Consider the following 5,046-nt stretch of genomic DNA (forward strand, 5'->3'; position numbering starts at 1 on the left):
GGGGGTGGAGGGCGAATCGCCGGGCTTGCCACGCGGGATGCCGAAGTGGTCCAGCGCGTCCGCGATGCCCTGGGGCTTGTCCGCGTCCGGCAGGAAGTCCTGGGGCGGCGCGAGCTTCGGGTCCTTGCCAATCTCCGTCAGGCTGGACTCCAGCGTCATGCGCAATTCGGCCGCCTCCGGGGTCTTCTCCTGGGGCACGCCGATGCGTCCGTCCAGCCGGGCCTTGAGGACCACGGACGTGTCCGCGTCCACCAGCACCTCGCCCTCCAGCGAGCGCGGCATGCGGTGGGTGAAGAAGCTGGCGCGGCGCTTCGTGGTCTCGTCCGCGCCAGCGCGGGGCGCGAAGGCGGCGGGCATCTTCTGCGCGACGACGCCCTGCTGCTCGGGGCCCAGGGACACGGCGTACTTCCACGCGGTGCGGCCCTCATGGGTGACGGTGCCGGCGGGGGTCAGCTTGATGCGGCCCTGGAAGAGGCTGTCGAAGTCGCGGATGGCGCCGGTGAGCTCCGTGCGGGTGCGCTCGGCCATGCCCCGGTCGCGCAGGCGCTGGCGGTAGGGACCGTAGCGGTTGCGGGCGAACACCTGGCCCTGCACGCGCATGACCTCCAGGCCCTGGTCGCGGGAGTTCTCCAGGATGCCGTGGAAGTCGCCGTTGACGCCCCCGGGGCCGGCGCGGAAGGAGCGCGTCTCCGTGAGCTTCACGGGGGTGTTGCCGTTGGGGCCGGCCCACTCGTAGCCCAGGGAGGACTGGAAGTAGTGCGGGCCCAGTCGCTCGGTGACCTCCGCGGCGTCCATGCCCAGGATGCGGCGCGACACCTGGGGGTTGTCCGCGACGTCCTCCGGCGGCAGCTTCTGCTTCGCGGAGGCGACCACCTTCGGCGGGTCCTCCGGAGAGAAGATGCGGGCCTTGGCCGCCTTGTCCACGGGGTCCGAGCAGCCGGTGGCGGCCAGGACCAGGGCGAGGGCGGCGGCGGACTTCGTCAGACTTCTCACGGAACCTCCACAACAGGACGGCGGGGGCGGCAAGTTACGTGGGCCCCACAAGAGCGGCAAGCGGTGGCTTGCGTGCGGCCGTGCAAGGGATAGAACGCCCAACCCATGCAGAACCTGCGAGACAAGTTGTTGAAAGCGGGCCTCGTCTCCGAGGAGCAGGCCAAGAAGACCGAGTCTTCTGCGCCTCCGCGACGCCCGGCCTCTTCCCCCGAAGACAGCCAGGGGAGCGCTCCACGCGCGCCCGCCCACCGGGGACGTGATGAGAATCGGACATCGGGAGGCCCGCCGCGTCGAGACGACCGCGGAGGTCCGCCGCGCCGCGAGGGTGGAGGTGCTGGAGCTCCGCCGCGTCAGGGCGCCGGAGGTCCGCCGCGCCGTGAGGGCGGAGGCGCCGGAGGCCCGCCGCGTCAGGGTGCTGGAGGTCCGCCGCGCCGTGAGGGCGGAGGCTTCCGGGGTCCCCAGGGCGGGTTCGCCGCGTCCAGCCGTCCGGGCGCGACCAGCGACAAGCCCATCCCCAAGCTGCCGCCCCTGCCGGGCTCCAAGGCCTACCAGCGCGCCGAGTCCAAGAAGCAGGTGGAGCTGGACCGGGCCCTGCGCGAGCTGGTCCTGGGCTCCCAGGTGCCCCAGGAGCCGGGCGAGACGACGTTCTACTTCATGACGCGCAAGGGGAAGCTGCGCCGCATGGAGCTGTCCCCCGCCCAGGCCAAGCAGTTGGAGGACGGCGAGCTGGGCGTGGTGGAGCGTCCGGAGCCGGCGCAGATCGAACACTCGCTCGTGCCCGCCGTCGCGGCCGAGCAGATGTTCCAGCTGTCCGCCAAGGCCGTGCGCTTCTTCAACCGCAAGGAGAGCCCCGTCGGCTTCATGAACGACGAGCAGCTCAAGGCGCAGCAGGCCGCCGAGGCCGCTGGCACCGCTCCGGAGATTCCCGACGAGCCGGAGGCCGCCGAGGCCACCGACGCGTCCGAGGACGCCGAGGCGGATTCCGAGTCCGACGCCGCGGCTTCCGAGCCTGAAGCCGCGCCTTCCGAGCCGGAGCCCGGCACCGAAGGCGGCACGCAGTCCTGATTCCCTTCCCGTGCCCTCCCCTCCTCCCACCCGGGAGCGAGGGGAGCGGCGCGGCCTTCCACCGCCGACCTTCGCTCAGCCGAACGCGTCGATGCCGGTGATGGCCTTGCCCAGCACCAGCGTGTGCACCTCGTGGGTGCCCTCGTAGGTGAAGACGCTCTCCAGATTCAGCATGTGGCGCACCGGCGGGTAGTCGTCCGTGATGCCGTTGGCGCCGTAGATGCTCCGGGCCACGCGGGCGATCTCCAGCGCGCTCTTCACGTTGTTGCGCTTGGCCAGGCTCACCATCACGGGGTTGCTCCTGCCCTCGTCCTTGAGGCGCGCGAGCCGCAGGCTCAACAACTGCGCCTTCACGATTTCCTGGAGCATGTCCGCCAGCTTCTCCTGCGTGAGCTGGTAGCCGGCGATGGACTTTCCGTCGAACTGCGTGCGGCCCAGCGCGTACTCACGCGCGCCCTCGAAGCAGGCGATGGCCGCGCCCGTCACCGCGAACGCGATGCCCGCGCGCGCGTTGTTGAGACACGACAGCGGCCCCTTGAGGCCCACGACGCCGGGCAGCACATTGCGCTCCGGCACGCGCACGTCCTGGAACGACAGCTCGCTCGTGAGGGACGCGCGCAGGGAGAACTTGCCGGGGATCTCCCGGGCGCTGAAGCCCGGCATGCCCTTCTCCACCAGGAAGCCGCGCACGGACTCCGCGCCGCCGTCCTCCGTCTTCGCCCACACCACCGCGACGTCCGCGATGCTGCCATTCGTAATCCACGCCTTGGTGCCGTTGAGCACCCAGGTGTCCCCGTCCTTCCGGGCGCGGGCGCGCATGCCGCCGGGGTTGGAGCCGAAGTCAGGCTCCGTGAGGCCAAAGCAGCCGATGAGCTTCCCCTTCGCCATGCCCGGCAGGAAGCGCGCCTTCTGCTCTTCACTGCCGAACGCGTGGATGGGGAACATGCACAGCGAGCCCTGCACGGACGCGAAGCTGCGCAGGCCGGAGTCCCCCCGCTCCAGTTCCTGGAGGATGAGCCCGTAGCTGACGGTGTTCATCCCCGCGCAGCCGTACCCCTGGAGGTTCGCGCCCAGCACGCCCAGCTCCGCGAGCCCCGGGACGAGGTGCGCGGGGAAGGTGCCATCCCGGAAGTGCCGCCCGATGATGGGCAGCACCTCCGAGTCCACGAAGCGGGCCACGGAGTCGCGGGCGGCCTTCTCGTCGGCGGACAGCAGGTCGTCGATGCGGAACAGGTCGGTGATGTCGGCGCGGGGCATGCCGGGGTGCTTAACGTCGCACTCCCGGAGCCGTCAAACCCGCGCGCGGTGCGTCACTCGCCCCCGACCATGAGCGCCTTCGGGTCCGCGTCACGCAGGAAGTTGACCAGCGGACCATCGATCTTCCGCTGGCCGCCCACCACCACCGTGGGCTTGAGGAAGAAGAGGTTGCTCCAGTTGAAGTCCGACAGCGCCTGTTCGGCGGCGTCGTTCCAGGTCCCGTCCACGACGCCGTTGTAGTGCCCGATCTTGTTCAGCGCGGTCTTCACGGTCTTCGCGGTGGCCGCGTCGAGCGGGATGAGGTCCGACGCGTACGGCGCGGCGATGCCCGCCTGGTAGCGGTTCATCTCCACGTCCAGGTCCTTCAGCGCGGTCCTGCTGCTGTGCACGACGGCGTCCGCCAGCACCTTCGTGTAGAAGGTCGACTCGTTCTCCGAGGTCCAGACGCGGATGACGCCGGAGCGCTCGCCGTTGCGGTCCCGCCCCACCAGGGCCCCCGCCTTGAGCGACGCGAGCAGCCGCTGCGGCAGGCTCCCCTTCGCGTTCAGGAAGCCCGTGGCCATCGCGCCGCAGATGAGCGGGGTGGTCTGGTTGTTGGCCTGCACCACGAAGGTGGCGCCCTTCACGGCGCAGCGCTCCGGGGCGTTCTCCGCGCCGGTCCGCTGGCCCACCGTGATGGTGCCGTTGGGGTTGAGCTTCACCGCGGCGAGCTGACGGTAGTCCGCGTACGGATCCACGGTGAACACGTAGTCGACGGCGGTCTGGGCCGTGTCGCCCGCGTCCGTGCGGGCGATGACCGCCTCGGCGTCATCCACCGAGGGGTAGAACATGGTGGCCACCGCCACGTCCGGGCGACCATAGGGCACCAGGCCGCTGATGCCCGCGGGGAAGGAGATGCTGGCCACGCCGCACGACTTCTCCACGGCGTCGCACGCGACGATGGCGCGCGTGCCCAGGACGCGCGGGTTGACGGTGGCGCCGGCGGGCGGCGCCGCGAAGGTCTGGGTGGACGCCAACAGGGATGCGACAACCAACAGGCCACGCTCAAGGGACTTCACGCTCATGATGCCTCGGGGCAAGGCGCTCCCGTCGTCATGCGCTGGGGCGCATGGAGGCGGAAACCCTTTCGTCAGGGGGGAGTGACTGAGGAAACCAACAGGGCCCGCGACTCCTGGCCCCGTGGTGCTGCGCCATGAAACGCACGGCCTTTGCGCGCATATCGCGGGCAGCGAAAAGAATTCGGGCCGAAGCAAGGAACGCCGGGAAGGGAACGGAGCCCGCTGGCCAGCGCGAACACGCGTCAACGCGAGGCAGGCGCGGGGCTATGCTTCCGGCCCATGGCAAGCGAGACGACGAAGACGGTGGTGGTGACGGGCGCCAGCCGGGGCATTGGCCGCGCGGTGTCCCTGGCGTTCGCGCGCGAGGGCTATGACGTGTGGGCGCTGGCGCGGTCCGCGGAGTCGCTGGAGGCCCTGCGCAAGGAAGGCGGCGAGCGCATCCGCACGCACGCGGTGGACGTGGGGGACGAGTCCGCGCTGCTCGCCGCGTGCAAGGCCATCCTCGCGGGCGGGGCGCCCCGGGTGCTGGTGAACAACGCGGGCATCACGGTGTCCGCGCCGCTGACGAAGACGAGCACCGCGGACCTGGCGAAGGTGATGGCGGTGAATGTGACAGCGCCGTTCATCCTGTGCCGTGAGCTGATGCCGGCGATGGTGGCGGCGGGTGGCGGGC

At 70.8% G+C, this 5,046-nt stretch carries 5 protein-coding genes; 2 read left to right on the forward strand and 3 right to left on the reverse strand.

What is annotated here, in order from left to right:
* Nucleotides 1–993: hypothetical protein (locus tag D7V88_RS38805; protein ID WP_167509916.1), on the reverse strand; the 993-nt coding region annotated here is incomplete at its 3' end.
* A 105-nt stretch (nt 994–1,098) separates the two neighbouring features.
* On the opposite strand from D7V88_RS38805, the gene D7V88_RS38810 reads away from it, so the two are divergent.
* A complete protein-coding gene (locus tag D7V88_RS38810; protein WP_120545566.1) occupies nt 1,099–2,058 on the forward strand; it encodes a DUF2058 family protein in 960 nt (319 codons plus the stop codon).
* 75 nt (nt 2,059–2,133) lie between these two features.
* Here D7V88_RS38810 and D7V88_RS38815 read toward each other — a convergent pair whose 3' ends face one another.
* Together D7V88_RS38815 and D7V88_RS38820 are read right to left on the reverse strand one after the other, a co-directional pair.
* A complete protein-coding gene (locus D7V88_RS38815; protein ID WP_120545567.1) occupies nt 2,134–3,315 on the reverse strand; it encodes an acyl-CoA dehydrogenase family protein in 1,182 nt (393 codons plus the stop codon).
* A gap of 53 nt (nt 3,316–3,368) precedes the next feature.
* Entirely contained in the window at nt 3,369–4,379 is a 1,011-nt protein-coding gene (locus tag D7V88_RS38820) for a DUF1028 domain-containing protein (RefSeq protein WP_244238628.1), read from the reverse strand.
* A gap of 273 nt (nt 4,380–4,652) precedes the next feature.
* Here D7V88_RS38820 and D7V88_RS38825 point away from each other — a divergent pair.
* The coding region (locus D7V88_RS38825; protein WP_120545568.1) for an SDR family oxidoreductase at nt 4,653–5,046 on the forward strand (394 nt) is incomplete at its 3' end.

Source organism: Corallococcus terminator (genome assembly GCF_003611635.1).
In the GTDB taxonomy this organism is placed as follows: domain Bacteria; phylum Myxococcota; class Myxococcia; order Myxococcales; family Myxococcaceae; genus Corallococcus; species Corallococcus terminator.